Source organism: Labedella endophytica, from assembly GCF_003990045.1.
In the GTDB taxonomy this organism is placed as follows: domain Bacteria; phylum Actinomycetota; class Actinomycetes; order Actinomycetales; family Microbacteriaceae; genus Labedella; species Labedella endophytica.
Window position 1 is genome coordinate 1,058,456 of record NZ_RZGZ01000002.1, and the last position, 15,696, is coordinate 1,074,151.

Sequence of the window (15,696 nt, forward strand, 5' to 3'; positions counted from 1 at the left end):
TGCGTCCAGAGAACACGATCAGATGACGCGAGCGGACGCACTCCGGATCACCCGGTACGCGGTGAGGATGGCCGAGCTCGACTCTTCGTGATCGGTGTCCATTCGTGATGTCCGGGACCGCGGACGTGCGGGACACCGTTCGGCATGGAGAGCCGCCACGGCCCGGAATCGATCCGTTGATGATGGCCCCAACAGAGCAGCACCCCGTTGTCGACGTGAGTGTCGCCGCCCGCGCGCCATGGGGTCACGTGGTGGACCTCGCACCATCCGGCCGGTGTCGTGCAACCCGGGATGACGCATCCGCCGTCGCGAGCGATGATCGCGCGGCGCTGCGAGGCGGTGAAGCAGCGCTGGGTCGAGCCGAGGGACAGGACACGACCGGCATCGTTCATCGTGACGGCCTGCAGGCCTCGGCTGTCGATGAGTCGCTCCACGGAATCCAAGGAGAGGGGCATGTCGTGCCCGTCGAGGTAGCCGACACCGCGGCCGAGGGTGAGTGCCCGCTCGGCGACCGTGACGATGACCGCCGGAGCGGCCCCGGCGAGTTCCGGGGCGTCCTTCACTCGCGACGCGGCCCCCAGGATGTCGGCGAGGACGTCATGCCGGCGCTGCGCTCGCGTGCGGTCGTCGGCCGAAGCCGGAACACGGTCTTCGTCGTCGATGAACGCGACACGTGGGACGTGCGCTTCGACGAGCCGCTTGAACGTGGCGCCGACCTCGGCGACGAGAAGCCCGGAGACGGGGATCAGCCCGTCCAGTGTCTCAGCACCGAAGCTGAGCCGCCGTTGGTATCGCGCGCGCTGTTTCCGCGGTCGGGCACCGTCGGGGTCGATCGCGAGGAGGAACGCCTTCACCTGGATCCGCACGAGATCGACACGCAGCGGCGCTTGCCCGTCGTGACCGGCCGCGAGGTCGACGAGACCCGATTCGGCCTCGTGCAGGACCACGGGATCCACGCGGGACGCGACGGCGCCGAGCTCGCGGATGATGACGTCCGCCGCCTCGATGCCGAGAGCGCCCTCCGCCAGGGCGGTCGCGACGGCGGGATAACGGGGAGATGTGGGGGCGCCGGAAAGCGCGACGCCCGGAGCCGTGCCCTCCCCGACTCGGATCCGACGGCCCGCCTCGGGATCCGAGACCCCCGCGAGCTGGGCCACGGCATCCTTCGCGGAGGCGTAACCGGCGGCGCCGAGAGTGTCGACCGGGCTATCGGCGCGTGTCCCTGCCTCGGCGGCATAGCGCACGCGCAGGGCGTCGGCGAGGCGACCGAGCCGTTCGATGCGCGGGAACCGCTCGAGGAGATGCACGCCTGTGAGTGAGGCGGGCGACGCCGCGCCGTCAGCCGACTCGGACCCCACGAGCTCGGGAGCGAACGACTCGGCGGCGAGCGCCTCGAGGAGCCCGATCGCGCCCTCGATCTGCTCGTCCGTGTGTGTTCCGTGTTCCCCCATACCTACAGTGAAGCGCACACCACCGACATTCGGACGGTATCCGGATGAGGATGAATCCCGTCCCTATTCGCACCGATCGGAGCCGTCGGGTGTGGTCGACCGAGGGCGCCAGTTGGGCACCGAGGGCGCTAGGTATAGGTGGCGCCCTCGCTCGGGAGTAGCCCTGTGGGCTAGGAGGCGGTGGCGGGGCTCCGGCGGAGCATGCGGTGGTAGCTGTCGAGGTCCACCGGGCCGGCGGCGAGGGGACGGCGCGGCGCGCCCTCCGGTCGCAGGCCGTCGAGAACGATGTCGAGCTGACGGCGCCACTGCGCGACGTACTCGCTGCCGTAGCGACCGATCGAGCCGAGCATCGTCGCGAGGAGCACGATATCGATCGACGTCACGTCGTCGCGGAGATCCCCATCGGCCTTCGCCTGCTCGACGATCTCGGTCATCGCGCCCGTGAACCGCATCGCCGGCCGACGCTCGGGATCGATGATGCCGATCCGGGTGACGATCGTCGGCATCGCCGGGTCGGCGAGCAACCACAGCCCGAGGCGGTCCATGAAGTTCACGACCGAGTCCCACGCGGACTCGTCGCCGCCGATCTCCGAGAGGAGTTCCTCGACCTCGTCCATCGAGCGCTCGAAGAGAGCCTGGACGAGCTCGTCGCGGCTCGCGAAGTTGCGGTACAAGGTCGCGATACCGACGTCGGCCCGGCGGGCGATCTCCTCGAGGGGAGCATCGATGCCGCGCTCGGCGATGACCATTCGTGCTGCGGCCAGGAGCTTCTCGTGGTTCTGAACTGCGTCACGCCGCTTGGCCACGTGGTACCGCTCTCCTCTCGCCCCCCTGGGCTGATCGTCGCGTCCCCCCGGACTGCGTCCAAGTCTATAAGGGCTCCCGGTCGGGCATTTTGCCGGACCGGCCCCCGTTTGCGGGACACCGGAGGTTCCCCGAGCGGGTGCGACGGCGAGGTCGTCCACTCACAGACCGCCCGGTTCGATCCCGATGCGCAGCGCCGATCCCGACAGGGCGTCGCTCAGAGCGTCATCCAGGCGCTCGAGCGGATACCGGTCGGACACGAGGTCGGCGAAGGGATACCGGAACCACGCGTTCGACGCGAAATCCACGGCGGCCACGAGGTGGCGCGGATCCGTGCGCTGCAGCGTCACGACCTGCGCATCGATCGGCCAGGACGGGCTGATCGCTCCCTCGTCGCGAGACGCATCGCGCTTCCGTCCACTCGCCGGGTCGGGCACCTCGCGCAGATTCACGACAGCCCTCACGTCCACCATCGACTCCGGGGCACTCTCGTCGCCCTGCTCGCGGTCGGGTGCCGACGTGTCCGCGACCCATACAGCGTCGACGAGGGAACCCCCGGGAGTTCCGGACCCCACCACGGCGATCGGCCGGGCCAGCGGGGACGCGGTGCCGTGCCCCGACGCGACCGACGCGCGGCCGGCCCGCAAGAGCCTCTCGACCTCCGACGGCCCGGCGGCGACACCGTGGGCGCCGAAGTCGAGTGCACGCGAGCGTCGCGTGGCGTCCGGCTCCACGACGACGGCGTGCGCACCCTCGTCCGCGAGCATCGCCGCGACGGTGAGGCCGACGAGATCGGCACCCGCCACGATCACCGTCTGCCCGTCCACCTCGACGACCGAACCGATGTGCTCCACGGCGGCTGCGGCGAGCGCCGTCGCACACGACAGAGGCGCGAGGACGGCGGCCGGCACGACCTCGGGAACGGTGAGGATCGTGGTGCCGGCGCGCACGAGTACGTGCGACGCGAAGCCCCCGCTCAACTCCCATCCCCGTCGGAGCCGGTCCACCCCGTATTCGCGAGCGTTCCGGCAGTCCGACGTGGCACCCCGCGAGCACGACGCGCACTCGCCGCAGCCGATCCGGCGCGACCAGACCACGCGCATTCCGACGACGAGCCGCGTCCCGTCACTCGTCGTGGCGTCGAGCCCCACGGCGACGATGCGCCCCACCTGCTCGTGGCCGAGCACGAGCGGGGCGGTGACGCCGACCCCGGTGAGGACCGCGGCCGCGTCGGAGGGGCAGATGGTCGCGAGTTCGACGGCGACGAGCACGTCGCCCTCCCCGAGAGACACCCCGGGAACGGCGATGGTCGCGTGAGCGGCCCCGGGCCCCTGCCACACCATCGCGAGAGGAGCGGGGCGGATGATGACGTCACGGCGGGTGGGTGCGGCCGTCCCGGGCACGGTCGGTGTCGTCGGGTGACGGGTCGCGCGCATCGTTCCCCCCGAGGTGATGGTCGGCTCGTCGTCGTCGCCGAGTGGCGTCCGGCACGATCCGCCGCGATCGACGCTACGGAGCGGGGCCCAACGGGCGGTTGCCCGCTGGTGGACGGACGGTGAACGGAGGACGGCTGAATCGGCGGGGGCGGGGCGATAAGGGCCCTCCCCTCGGCGTCGGGTCACGGAGCGGGCGGGCATCGACCCGGTAGGATGGGCAGCGTTCCCGTCCCCCACACTCCAGGGAGTTCACCGGTGCCCACGATCGTCGTCGACGTCATGCCGAAGGCCGAGCTGCTCGACCCCCAAGGCAAGGCCGTCGCGGGTGCACTCGCCCGGCTCGGAAACAACGAGATCACCGGCGTGCGCGTCGGCAAGCGCTTCGAGCTGACGACCGACGGCCCGGTCGACGACGCGACACTCGCGGAGGTCCGCCGCATCGCCGACGACCTGCTGTCGAACTCCGTCATCGAGAACGTCGTCGGCGTGACCGTCGTGGATGGCGCCACGGTCTCCACCGAGGCCGGCACGGGCGAGACGGTCGCTCCGTGAGGATCGGCGTCGTCACCTTCCCCGGCTCGCTCGACGACCGCGACGCGCTGCGCGCCGTCCGCCTCGCCGACGCCGAACCCGTCGCGCTCTGGCACGGAGCCCATGACCTCGACGGCGTGGACGCGATCGTCCTCCCCGGCGGCTTCAGCTACGGCGACTACCTGCGCGCCGGCGCGATCGCGGCGCACGCACCGATCATGGCCGAGGTCATCGACGCCGCCGGCAAGGGTATGCCCGTGCTCGGCATCTGCAACGGCTTTCAGATGCTCACGGAGGCCCACCTCCTCCCCGGCGGACTGATCCGCAACGACGTCGGCACCTTCGTGCGTCGCGACCAGGCACTGCGTGTCGAGCAGACCGACACGGCCTGGACGAACGGCTTCACGGCGGGTCAGGAGATCGTCATCCCGCTCAAGAACGGCGAGGGCGGGTTCATCGCTTCCGACGACGAGCTCGACCGCATCGAGGGCGAGGGTCGCGTGGCGTTCCGCTACCTCGGCCTGAACCCGAACGGCTCCCTCCGCGACATCGCCGGCGTGACCAACGAGCGCGGCAACGTCGTGGGACTCATGCCCCACCCGGAGCACGCGACGGAGATCGGCTTCGGCCCAGACACCGCCGACGCGATGCGTTCCGGCATCGACGGCCTCACCTTCTTCACCTCCGCGATCCGGGCCCTGCAGGCCGTCTAGGCCGTCACGGACCAGCCGGGCCGGCACCCGTCGACAAGCTCATGGGACGGCCGGGTGCGCTGCAGGATCGCCGCTCTCGAGCCAGCCGGACACGGACAACCGGGCCACCCGCTCGCTGAGCCTGTCGAGGCGCGGCGCGGCAGACCACGCGACGGCATCGTGCAGATCGGGCGGCGGTCCGCAACCGGACGGAACGGGTCATCTCCCGGGAGATGATGGGGTCATGACCTCCTCTCCGACCAGTCGCCCTGCGCGCCCGGCGACCCCCGGCGGATCCGCTGGAACCGGACACCCGGGCGGACGTCCAGGTGGTCACCCCGGGGGACGACCCGGTGCGCCGGCGATGGACGTTCCGCTCGATGAGCGCGTCGTCGGGGCGACCCCGCGGAGCGCGATCGTCGCGCCCATCGTGCTCGGGCTCGTGTCGGCGGCATCGCTCGCTGTGTTCTTCGTTCTCGTCGGTCGGTTCCTCGACCTGATCGCCGACGGCGCGACCGCCACGTCCACCGATCTCGCGCTGCTGTGCGCGCTCCCCCTCGTCGCCGTGCTGTGCGGTCTGATCTCGTCGCAGGTCACCGCACGGTCGGTCGGTGTCACCGAACGGCGCCTGCGCGGCCTCGTGCTCGGACAGGTCTTCGACCTCGGCGTCGCCCGCCGCTCCGATGCGGCCTCCGGAAAGCTCGTCTCGGCCGCGACGACGGACGTGGAGAAGGCTGCGGGATACCGTGCCGGCTTCATGGGCCCCATCGCCGCGACGATGGCGGGACCGGTGCTCGTGATCGTCGTGATCGGCATCGCGATCGATCCGATCGCGGCGCTCTGGCTCGCGATCGCGATCCCGGTGATCCCCCTCGTGGTCGGCGGCTTCCAGCGCGCGTTCCGGAAGGTCAGCGGCTCGTACCGGCGCAGCGCCGGCATGCTCTCGGCCGCGTTCCTCGAGGCCGTTCAGGGGCTCTCGACTCTCGTGCTCCACCGCGCGGAGGACCGCACAGCCCGCGACCTGGCGGCCCGCGGCGAGGACAACCGCCGCCAGGTGATGCGCCTGCTGGCGGCCAACCAGCTCCTCATCCTCGTGGTCGACGCCGCGTTCTCGCTCGGTACGCTCGCCCTCGCGGCGACGCTCGCCGTGGTGAGGTCGCTCGACGGCGCGCTGACGTTCGGCGAGGCCGTCGCCCTCGTCCTCCTCTCCACCCTGCTCACCGGTCCGGCCGACGTGGTCGGCCAGTTCTTCTACATCGGAGCGACCGGGCGGGCCGCGGAACGCGGCCTCTCGGGCGTGCTCGCCGAGAAGCCCACCGTGCCGGCCGGCCGCCTCGCGGCCCCCCGCTCGACGAGCGGACACGGCGAGCACGGCGCCCTCGCCGTGGAGCTGCACAGCGTGACCGCGGGTTACGACCCGGGCCGGCCCGTGCTGCAGGGGCTCTCGATGCGCATCGAGCCGGGAGAGCACGTGGCGCTCGTCGGCCCGAGCGGCGTCGGCAAGTCGACGATCGTCGCCCTCCTCAGTCGCCACCTGCTGCCCACCTCCGGCGCCGTCTTCGTGGGCAACCTCGACACGCGCGAGGCGGCGGGCGAGTCCGTGCGCTCGCTCGTGACCGTCGTCGACCAGCAGACCGTGCTCTTCTCGGGGAGCATCGCCGAGAACCTGCGCGTCGCACGAGCGGAGGCGAGCGACGCGGAGCTCCACGAAGCGATAGCGTCGGCGGGCCTCACCGCCGACGTCGAGCGCATGCCGAAGGGACTCGACACCCCCGTCGGCGAGCGCGGCCTCTCCCTCTCCGGTGGCCAGGTGCAGCGGATCGCGATCGCCCGCGCGCTGCTGCGCGACGCCCCCGTGCTCGTGCTCGACGAGCCGACGTCCCAGGTGGACCTCGAATCGGAGGCGCTCATCATCGACGCCCTCCGCACCCTCTCCCGGAACCGCACCGTCCTGACGGTCGCGCACCGCTCGAGCGCGATCCGTGACGTCGACCGTGTGATCGAACTCGGAGGCGCATCATGACCGCGACACCCGGACACACGACACCTGGACGCGCAGGCCTCGCCCGCTGGCTCCTCCACCACACCCGTGACCTGCTGAAGCCGCTCGGCCTCGCCATCGTGCTGCGCGTGATCGGCCAGCTCGTGGGCGTCGCGCTCCTCGTGATCGCCGTCGACGGAGTCGTGCGCGCCCTCACCACCGGCAACACCGACGTGCTGTGGCCCACGGTGACGACCCTCGTCGTGCTCGCGCTCGTGAAGGCGGTGCTGCGGTACCTCGAGCAGTACTCGGGGCACTACGTCGCGTTCGCGGCGCTCGCGTCCCTCCGACGCCTCTTCTTCGCGCGCCTCGCGCCCCAGGCTCCGGCGGCGACCGACGGCGCCTCGAGCGGCGATCTCAGCACTCGCGCCACGCGCGACATCGACCGCGTCGAGGTGTTCTTCGCCCATACCGTGCCGCCGGCCGTCTCCGCCGTGGTCGTGCCGATCGTGGCCCTCGTGTGGACCGCGATCGCCGTGGACCCGACCCTCGCCCTCGTGATGCTGCCCGTTCCGGTGCTCGTCGTGGCCGTGATCCCGTTCCTCTCCGGCGGCCTCACCTGGAAGGCGACGCGCGAGCGGGGCGCCGCCTCGGGACGGATCGCCGGGCATGTGTCCGACTCGATCGCGGGCGTGCGCGAGATCCTCGGCTTCGACCACCGCGACGCACGCCTCGCCGAGCTCGACGCTCTCGGGAGATCGTCCGCTCGAGCGGCCCGTCGCGTCAGTGGCGTCGCCGGCCTCCGCGGAGCCCTCGTGCAGGCGGTGCAGTTCGGCGGCATCGTCGCGCTGCTCGTGATGGGGTCGGAGCGCGCGGCCACCGGCGCGATCGACGCCACCGACATCGCCGTCGCGATCGCGGTGCTCATCGGTATCGCCGGACCGACCCGCGCCGTCGACGGTTTCGTCGCCGACCTCGACGCCTCGTTCGCGAGCGCCGCGCGACTGTTCGAGGTGCTCGAGCGCGAACCCGTCGTCGCCGAGACGAGTGCCCCCACGGATTCCCACGCTGCCCGCACCTCCTCCTCCACTACGGACGTGGTCCGCTTCGACGGGGTCTCCTTCTCCTATCCCGGCAGCGCGAGCGCGGCCGTGGCGGGCGTCGATTGGTCCGTGCCCCGCGGCGCCCACGTCGCCGTGGTGGGGGTGTCAGGTAGCGGAAAGTCCACGCTGACCTCCCTCCTCACCCGCACGTGGGATCCGACGGACGGCTCCCTGCGGCTCGAGGGCGCGGACGTGCGCACCCTGCCGCTCGGCGAGCTCCGCGACCGGGTCGCGATCGTGAACCAGCGACCGTTCGTGTTCGGGCGCTCCCTGCGGGACAACGTCCTGCTCGGCGCGCCGGACGCGAGCGACGAGCAGCTCGCCGCCGCGCTGCACACCGCAGCACTCGACGAGTTCGTCTCCTCACTTCCGGACGGACTCGACACCCCCCTTCGCGAACGCGGCGCTCGCCTGTCCGGCGGTCAGCTGCAGCGCCTCGCCCTCGCGCGCGCCGTCGTGACCGATCCGGACGTGCTCGTGCTGGACGAGTCCACCGGTGCGCTCGACCCCGCGACCGAGGCGACGGTCCGCGAGCGGCTCGCCGCCTGGGCAGCGGGTCGCCGCACGATCATCGAGGTGACCCACCGTGTGGACCAGGTACTCGGGGCCGACGAGGTGCTCGTGCTCGACCGCGGCCGTGTCGTCGAACGCGGTGTCCCGCGCACCCTCGCCGACGCCGATGGCCCCTTCGCCTCGCTCCTCGCGCGCGTCTGACCAGCCACTCGGGGACATCGCGTCGGCTCTATCGGCCCGTCGACTCGCGGAGAGGGCTGTCTCGGGTGGACGCGAACGGTCGTGTCGGGGATGGCGAGGCGACGATTCGCGTCCACCCGATGCGGTTGCCATTCTCGGGTGGACGCGAATCGTCGTCAGCGGCGCCTCTGCACGACAGATTGCGACCACTCGGAACACGGCCCGGGTGCGCGAGCGCGATCCTCCGTGCCCCGTGTGCGCTGCGTGGGAGTTCCCACAAAGAGGCACCGCTCGGGTTGACGAGCCCCCCGAGCGAGGGGAATCGTAGCCTGCGAACGAGACCGCAAAACGACACGTCAGGAGACGATTCATGCTCACCATGACCGAGACCGCCAGCACACTCGTCCGCACCATCACCGACCAGTCCGTCGGCACGACGGAAGGCGGCCTGCGCATCAGTCAGGCCGACAGCACCACCGACTTCGCGGTCGATGTGGTCCCCGCTCCGGAGGCCGCCGACCAGATCGTCGAACGAGAGGGAGCACGCGTCTTCCTCGAGGAGCAGGCCGCAACGGCCCTCGCCGACCGCATCCTCGATGCGCAGCTCGACGAGAACAACGCCGTCCGCTTCTCCCTCGCACTTCCGGCCTGACGTCACACCTCAGTCGGAGGAGTCGAAGCCTTCGTCCCGGTAACCCCGGGGCGGGGGCTTCGTCCGTTAAGCCGTGTGAGCAGATCCGTCCGTATGGATGGATCTGCTGTCCGTATGGACGCCCCCGGCATCCATACGGATAGCTCCGTGGCCGAAGAGGCGGGCTCCCGCGCGGGTAGGATCGACTCGACACGTCGTCACCGCACCGCCACCCCCCTTCCACGCGATGTCCGCCCGTATCGAGGAGCCCCAAGCGCCGTGAGCACCCCCGCGTCCCCCACCGCCGTCGCCGACACCGTCGAGAACGCGAAAGCCACGCCGGAGAAGGAGCAGCCGTACGGGGCCCTCGGCCTCAAGCCCGACGAGTACGCGAAGATCGGTGAGATCCTCGGACGCCGCCCCACCTCGGGCGAGCTCGCGATGTACTCGGTCATGTGGAGCGAGCACTGCTCCTACAAGTCGAGCAAGATCTACCTCCGCCAGTTCGGCCAGAAGGTCACGCCGGAGATGACGAAGAACCTCATGGTGGGCATGGGCGAGAACGCCGGCGTCGTGGACATCGGCGAGGGCTGGGCCGTCACCTTCAAGGTGGAGAGCCACAACCACCCCTCCTACATCGAGCCCTTCCAGGGCGCGGCCACCGGCGTCGGCGGCATCGTGCGCGACATCATCTCGATGGGCGCTCGTCCCGTCGCCGTGATGGACCAGCTGCGCTTCGGCAAGATCGACGACCCGGACACGGCGCGCGTCGTGCACGGCGTCACCTCCGGGATCTCCTTCTACGGCAACTGCCTGGGGCTGCCGAACATCGGCGGTGAGACCTACTTCGACCCGGTGTACCAGGGCAACCCGCTCGTCAACGCACTCTCCGTGGGTGTGCTGCGCCACGAGGACCTGCACCTCGCCAACGCGACCGGCGCGGGCAACAAGGTCGTGCTCTTCGGCGCCCGCACCGGCGGCGACGGCATCGGCGGCGCCTCGATCCTCGCGTCCGATTCGTTCGACAGCACGGGCCCGACGAAGCGTCCGGCCGTGCAGGTGGGCGACCCGTTCGCCGAGAAGGTGCTCATCGAGTGCTGCCTCGAGCTCTACCGCGACGACCTCGTGCAGGGGATCCAGGACCTCGGCGCCGCCGGCATCTCCTGCGCCACGAGCGAGCTCGCCTCGAACGGCGACGGCGGAATGCACGTCGAGCTCTCGCATGTTCTCCTGCGCGATCCCTCACTCACGCCCGAGGAGATCCTCATGTCGGAGTCGCAGGAGCGCATGATGGCGATCGTCGAGCCCGAGAAGCTCGACGCGTTCCTCGCCGTCACCGCGAAGTGGGACGTGGAGACGAGTGTGCTCGGCGAGGTCACCGGTACCGGTCGCCTCGTGATCGACTGGCACGGCGAGGAGATCGTGAACGTCGACCCGCGCACGGTCGCGATCGACGGACCCGTGTACGAGCGCCCCGTCGCCTACCCCACGTGGATCGACGCCCTCAACGCGGACACCGCCTCGACGCTCCCCCGCCCGCAGACGAGCGACGAGATCCTCTCGCAGTTCCTCGCGCTCGTCGCATCGCCGAACCTCGCGTCGAAGAACTGGATCACCGACCAGTACGACTACTACGTGCTCGGCAACACCGCTCTGAGCTTCCCCGACGACGGCGGCATGATCCGCGTCGACGAGGAGTCCGGTCTCGGCTTCGCGATCGCGACCGACGCGAACGGCCGCTATTGCCAGCTCGACCCGAGCCAGGGTGCGAAGCTCGCCCTCGCGGAGGCGTACCGCAACGTGGCCGTCTCGGGCGCCGTCCCGGCCGCCGTCACCGACTGCCTCAACTTCGGCTCCCCGGAGAACCCCGAGGTCATGTGGCAGTTCTCGCAGGCCGTCGAAGGACTCTCGGATGCGTGCCTCGAGCTCGGCATCCCCGTCACGGGCGGCAACGTCTCGTTCTACAACCAGACGGGCGACACCCCGATCTTCCCGACGCCCGTCGTGGGCGTGCTCGGCATCATCGACGACGTCGCGCGCCGAGTGCCGTCGGGCTGGCAGGACGAGGGCCACAACATCTACCTGCTCGGCACCACGGCCGAGGAGTTCGATGGATCGGCCTGGGCCGCGACCGTGCACGAACACCTCGGTGGTCGCCCGCCGGCCGTGGACCTCGCCGCCGAGAAGCAGCTCGCGGGGCTCCTCCACGCCGCGTCGCAGCAGTCGCTCCTCGCCTCGGCGCACGACCTGTCGGACGGTGGCCTCGCGCAGGCCGTGGCCGAGAGCGTCATGCGCTTCGGCGTCGGCGCCCGTGTGTGGCTCGGTGAGATCATGCAGCGCGACGGCATCGACCTCACGACCGCGCTCTTCTCCGAGTCGACGGGTCGCGTGATCGTCTCGGTCCCGCGCGAGGACGACGTGCGCTTCCAGGCGCTGTGCGACGTGCGCGGCTACCCGGTGCTGCGCATCGGCGTGACCGACGGTACGGCGCTCGAGATCCAGGACGTCCTCACGATCGAGGCGGACGACCTCCGCGCCCGCTCCGAGGCCACCCTCCCCGCGCACTTCGGCGGTGCCGCGCTCTGATCCGGATTGCGTCGCGTCCACTCGGAGTCTGACTCGAGCCCGAGTGGACGTGAAGTGTCGCGTGGGGCGCTCCGTGGCGACGATTCGCGTCCACTCGGCCGGAGGCCGGAGGCCGGAGACCGGCGACGGAAGCCAGGGAGCGGAGCGATCCATGCGAGCGGATGCGTATCCCCCCGACCCGATCTTGTCCACCGTTGCACCATCGCGCTCGGACGGTACTAACGTGTTCGGGTGACCGAGAGCAGTAAGACCTCAGACGACGCCCGCTTCACCGTCAAGACTCCGTACGGTCGACGAGCGATCGCGCTCTCGATCGCCGCAGCGGTCGGTGGCTTCCTCTTCGGCTTCGACTCGTCCGTCATCAACGGCGCCGTCGATGCGGTGGACGGGAACTTCGAGCTCGGCAGCGCGCTCACGGGCTTCGTCGTCGCGGTCGCGCTCCTCGGGTGCGCGGTCGGCGCGATCATCGCCGGCAACCTGTCCGACCGCTGGGGCCGCCGCCGCGTCATGATGATCGGTGCCGTCATGTTCTTCGCGAACTCGATCGGCTCCGCGCTCACCTTCAGCCCGTGGGACCTCATCGTCTGGCGCATCGTCGGCGGCATCGGCATCGGTATCGCGTCCGTGGTGGCTCCCGCGTACATCGCGGAGATCGCACCGCGACAGATCCGTGGCAGCCTCGGCTCCCTCCAGCAGCTCGCCATCACCCTCGGTATCTTCACGGCTCTCCTGAGCGACGCGCTCCTCGCGAACATCGCCGGCGGCGCCTCCGAGCAGCTCTTCTGGGGCCTCGAGGCGTGGCGCTGGATGTTCCTCGTGGGCGTCGTGCCGGCCGCCGTCTACGGCATCCTCTCCGTGACGATGCCCGAGTCTCCGCGCTACCTGCTCACGAAGGGTCGAACGGACGAGGCGCGGAAGATCTTCGCGCGGCTCGTGCCGAAGGACGACCTCGACCGCGCCGTGCGCGACATCCAGACCGCGATCGACGCGGACAAGAAGAACGCGAACGCGTCGCTGCGCGGGAAGTCGTTCGGCCTGCTGCCGATCGTCTGGGTGGGCATCATCCTGTCGGTGTTCCAGCAGTTCGTGGGCATCAACGTGATCTTCTACTACTCCACGAGCCTGTGGAAGGCCGTCGGTTTCAGTGAGTCCGATTCGCTCACGGTGAGCGTGATCACCTCGGTGACGAACGTACTCGTGACGATCGTCGCCATCGTCCTCGTCGACCGCGTGGGCCGGAAGCCGATCCTCCTGAGCGGGTCGCTGCTCATGACGCTGTCGCTCGGCGCCATGGCTCTGGCGTTCTCGTTCTCGGAGGGCTCCGGCGATGACGTCTCCCTCCCCGGTGCCTGGGGACCGATCGCCCTCGTGGCGGCCAACCTCTTCGTCGTGGGCTTCGGCGCCTCGTGGGGACCGCTCGTGTGGGTGCTGCTCGGCGAAATCTTCCCGACCCGGATCCGCGCCAAGGCGCTCGGCGTGGCCGCCGGTGCGCAGTGGATCGCGAACTTCCTCGTGACGGTGACGTTCCCGCCGCTGTCCGAGCTGTCCCTCACCCTCACGTACGGGATGTACGCGGCCCTCGCGGCGCTGTCGTTCCTCTACGTGTGGAAGAAGATCCCGGAGACGAACGGCATGGAGCTCGAGCAGGCGGAGACCCTCTTCGCCGACTCCGACAAGGCGAAGGCCAAGGCCAAGTCGGACAAGGCGCGCGGCTAGCGGCGAGACCCGCCTAGTCGCACTGCTGCGTCTCGCCGCAATAGACGCCCTGCCACGTCTCGAGGTTGAGGAACGGGGCGAGGGGTATGACGACGGCGAGGATCAGCGCGATTCCGGCCATCACGAGCAACGCGAACGAGATGCCGCCGATCCACCAGGCCGCGGCGTAGCTCGTATTCGCCGGCCGCGGACCGGACGGTGCGATCGCCTGTGCCGGCTGGGTGTGTTCCGTCCAGCGCCAGCCATCCCACCACCGGACCATTCCCGCCGTCGACGGATCGGGGTACCAGTTCGGGGGTGCGTTCATGGGGTTCATTATCGCGCCGGCCCTCGATGCTCCCGCAATACTCGTCGGGGCAACGGCGCTGAGCGATCGTTGTCCGTGACGGGGACGGTGACACACTGGACGCATGGCATGGCGTGAGGCTCCGGTGATCCGCGTGGATCGGTACGCCGACGCCGAGGTGGACGAGCGTCAGTGGCCGGCGACGATCCCCGCGGTCCGGCAGCTGCTCGGGGAGGGGTTCGAGCTCTCCCCCGGCGTCACGTTCCTCGTGGGCGAGAACGGCTCAGGCAAGTCCACCATCCTCGAGGGCATCGCTCTCGCCTACGGGATGTCGCCGGAAGGCGGGTCGACGTTCGCGCACCACTCCACCCGGGCGTCGGAATCGCCGCTGTCGGACTGGCTCCGTATCCGGCGGGGTCTCGGTGCCAACCGCTGGGGATTCTTCCTCCGAGCCGAGACGATGCACTCCTTCTATACGTATCTCGAGGAGAACCCGTCGATGAGGGGCGAGCCGACCTTCCATGAGATGAGCCACGGGGAGTCGTTCCTGGCGATCCTCGAGAGCCGCTTCGACGGGCCGGCGTTCTTCTGCCTCGACGAGCCCGAAGCGGCCCTGTCGTTCTCGTCGGTCCTGACTCTCATCGCGACGCTGCAGCGGGTGGTCTCCGAGGGCGGACAGGTACTCTGCGCCACCCACTCACCCGTGCTCGCGTCGCTCCCCGGCGCCCGGATCCTCGAGACGGGGCCGTGGGGCATCCGCCCGAGCACGTGGGAGGATCTCGACGTCGTGCAGCACTGGCGGCGTTTCCTCGACGAACCCGGGCGCTACCTCCGTCACCTCGCAGAGTGATCGTTCGGCAGACTGGAGCGGTGACCCGAGCTGAAACCGTCCGTGACCGCATCGTCGAGCAGGTCGCCGTACAGGGTTTCGGCGCCCACGGCCTGCACGTCCTCATCGGCGAGGACGAGGCCGGCCACCGCTGGACCGACGACGTGCGCGAGGAGATCCACTCGGTCGCGAAGGGCATCTGCGTGCTGGCAGTCGGCCTCGCCGCCGAAGACGGATTGATCTCGATGGAGACGACGGTCGGGGAGGCGTTCCCGGACGCGGCGTTCGGCGACGGCACCGCGGAGGTCACGCTACGACGGCTCCTCAGCATGTCGAGTGGCGTCGATCTGCCGTGGTCGCCCACCCTGTTGACCGACTGGCCCGACCTGGCGCTCGAATTCCTGAGCAGGCCGTCACGCGGCCCCGTCTTCCAGTACGCGACCGCGAGCACGTACACGGCGATGCGCATGCTCGAGACTCGTGTCGGCGACGTCGGAGCGTACGTGGACCGGAAGCTGTTCGCCCCTCTCGGCATCCACGACGTCCCGTGGGCTCGCTGCCCTCTCGGCTTCGTCGCGGCCGGTGAGGGGCTCGCTCTCCGCACCGAGGAGATGGCCCGCGTGGGCCGATTGATCCGTGACCGCGGTCGTTGGCGCGGTGATCAGTTGGTGTCAGCCGAGTGGATAGACGCGATGCACTCCGGCTGGGTGACCGCCGGCGTGAACCCCGGCTACGACCGCTACGCCCTCGCCGGTTGGGACGGCCCGGGCGCAGGCTGGCGCCTCCACGGCGCCTACGGGCAACTGCTGATCTTCGTGGGCGACGCCGTGGTGACCTTCACCGCGCACGACCACGAGGGCGCCGATCGTATCGCGGCGTCGGTCGTCGCCCTGCTCACCGAGGTCGCGCCTGAGCGCAAGCCACCCCGCCTGCCACCCCACCCTGCCTAGGGTGAGG

General features: G+C 70.3%; 13 protein-coding genes. 9 read left to right on the forward strand and 4 right to left on the reverse strand.

The features are described from left to right. Positions 1-47: 47 nt before the first annotated feature. From ELQ94_RS08440 to ELQ94_RS08450, 3 genes are all read right to left on the reverse strand, one after another. Positions 48-1,451 (reverse strand): HNH endonuclease signature motif containing protein, encoded by a 1,404-nt coding sequence (locus ELQ94_RS08440; protein ID WP_127049107.1) that lies wholly within the window; start codon positions 1,449-1,451, stop codon positions 48-50. A 170-nt stretch (positions 1,452-1,621) separates the two neighbouring features. After that, positions 1,622-2,257 (reverse strand): TetR/AcrR family transcriptional regulator, encoded by a 636-nt coding sequence (locus tag ELQ94_RS08445; protein ID WP_127049109.1) that lies wholly within the window; start codon positions 2,255-2,257, stop codon positions 1,622-1,624. Positions 2,258-2,416: 159 nt separating this feature from the next. Continuing rightward, on the reverse strand, positions 2,417-3,691 hold the full coding sequence (locus ELQ94_RS08450) for an alcohol dehydrogenase catalytic domain-containing protein (protein WP_166404696.1): 1,275 nt from the start codon (positions 3,689-3,691) through the stop codon (positions 2,417-2,419). Positions 3,692-3,946: 255 nt separating this feature from the next. Between ELQ94_RS08450 and purS the strand changes: the two genes are divergently transcribed. From purS to ELQ94_RS08485, 7 genes are all read left to right on the forward strand, one after another. Continuing rightward, positions 3,947-4,243: a phosphoribosylformylglycinamidine synthase subunit PurS gene (purS, locus tag ELQ94_RS08455; protein ID WP_127049113.1), complete on the forward strand. Its 297-nt coding sequence runs from the start codon at positions 3,947-3,949 to the stop codon at positions 4,241-4,243. Then, positions 4,240-4,935 (forward strand): phosphoribosylformylglycinamidine synthase subunit PurQ, encoded by a 696-nt coding sequence (gene purQ / locus ELQ94_RS08460; RefSeq protein WP_127049115.1) that lies wholly within the window; start codon positions 4,240-4,242, stop codon positions 4,933-4,935. The genes purS and purQ overlap by 4 nt, the downstream gene beginning before the upstream one ends. Before the next feature lie 343 nt (positions 4,936-5,278). Further along, entirely contained in the window at positions 5,279-6,937 is a 1,659-nt protein-coding gene (locus ELQ94_RS08465; RefSeq protein ID WP_166404697.1) for an ABC transporter ATP-binding protein/permease, read from the forward strand. Continuing rightward, a complete protein-coding gene (locus ELQ94_RS08470; RefSeq protein WP_127049119.1) occupies positions 6,934-8,712 on the forward strand; it encodes an ABC transporter ATP-binding protein in 1,779 nt (592 codons plus the stop codon). The genes ELQ94_RS08465 and ELQ94_RS08470 overlap by 4 nt, the downstream gene beginning before the upstream one ends. A gap of 358 nt (positions 8,713-9,070) precedes the next feature. Next, positions 9,071-9,343: a hypothetical protein gene (locus tag ELQ94_RS08475; protein ID WP_243696923.1), complete on the forward strand. Its 273-nt coding sequence runs from the start codon at positions 9,071-9,073 to the stop codon at positions 9,341-9,343. A 258-nt stretch (positions 9,344-9,601) separates the two neighbouring features. Then, positions 9,602-11,908: a phosphoribosylformylglycinamidine synthase subunit PurL gene (gene purL, locus ELQ94_RS08480; protein WP_243696924.1), complete on the forward strand. Its 2,307-nt coding sequence runs from the start codon at positions 9,602-9,604 to the stop codon at positions 11,906-11,908. A gap of 231 nt (positions 11,909-12,139) precedes the next feature. Beyond that, the gene (locus tag ELQ94_RS08485; protein ID WP_127049127.1) at positions 12,140-13,624 is read left to right on the forward strand and encodes a sugar porter family MFS transporter; all 1,485 of its coding nucleotides are present in this window, start codon (positions 12,140-12,142) and stop codon (positions 13,622-13,624) included. Positions 13,625-13,637: 13 nt separating this feature from the next. On the opposite strand, the gene ELQ94_RS08490 is transcribed toward ELQ94_RS08485, so the two are convergent. Further along, a complete protein-coding gene (locus ELQ94_RS08490; protein WP_127049129.1) occupies positions 13,638-13,931 on the reverse strand; it encodes a DUF2510 domain-containing protein in 294 nt (97 codons plus the stop codon). 103 nt (positions 13,932-14,034) lie between these two features. On the opposite strand from ELQ94_RS08490, the gene ELQ94_RS08495 reads away from it, so the two are divergent. Next, entirely contained in the window at positions 14,035-14,760 is a 726-nt protein-coding gene (locus ELQ94_RS08495; protein ID WP_127049131.1) for an AAA family ATPase, read from the forward strand. A 20-nt stretch (positions 14,761-14,780) separates the two neighbouring features. After that, positions 14,781-15,689, forward strand: coding sequence for a serine hydrolase domain-containing protein (locus tag ELQ94_RS08500; protein ID WP_127049133.1), 909 nt, complete (start codon positions 14,781-14,783; stop codon positions 15,687-15,689). The last annotated feature ends 7 nt before the right edge of the window (positions 15,690-15,696 follow it).